General features: G+C 62.6%; 1 protein-coding gene. It reads right to left on the reverse strand.

What is annotated here, in order from left to right; translation table 11 throughout:
* On the reverse strand, positions 1-360 hold a 360-nt coding region (locus GVL03_RS20400), incomplete at its 3' end, for a HipA N-terminal domain-containing protein (RefSeq protein ID WP_200847350.1).
* Positions 361-439: the final 79 nt, after the last annotated feature.

Here is a 439-nt window from a genome sequence, read left to right on the forward strand (position 1 = left end):
GGGCAGATCTGTGCCACACAGGCTCAGCATCCCGAAGTGATCGCCCTTGTCCAGTTTCCCTATTTCTTCGAGATGGCGTCGAAGCGGCCCCTCTGGCAAAAGGTTCTGGAACCAGGTGGGCAGCGTCTCGCCTTCGCCGTTGAAGAAAGGTTGAACCGCATGTTCTGCGAGGTAGGCCGCGCGCGTCGCAGCGTCCGCGACCCGCGCGTTCCAGGAAAGCACGGGGGCTGCATCGTCCATCCAATACTTGGTGTCCGGCACCAGGCGCGTGATCGCAGTCCGGCCGCTGCCGTACTGGTATAGCAGGCCTACGCGGCGCTTGGCAGGGCCAATGAAGACGTCGAGGGCTCGGTATTGCATGGTCGGTGCTTATGGGTTACTGGGGCTGGCGAACACGCACATGTCAGGGGGCAGAGTGCGCAGCACCAGGTTCACGTGC

It is taken from the genome of Microbacterium sp. 18062 (assembly GCF_902706225.1).
Taxonomy (GTDB): Bacteria; Actinomycetota; Actinomycetes; order Actinomycetales; family Microbacteriaceae; genus Microbacterium.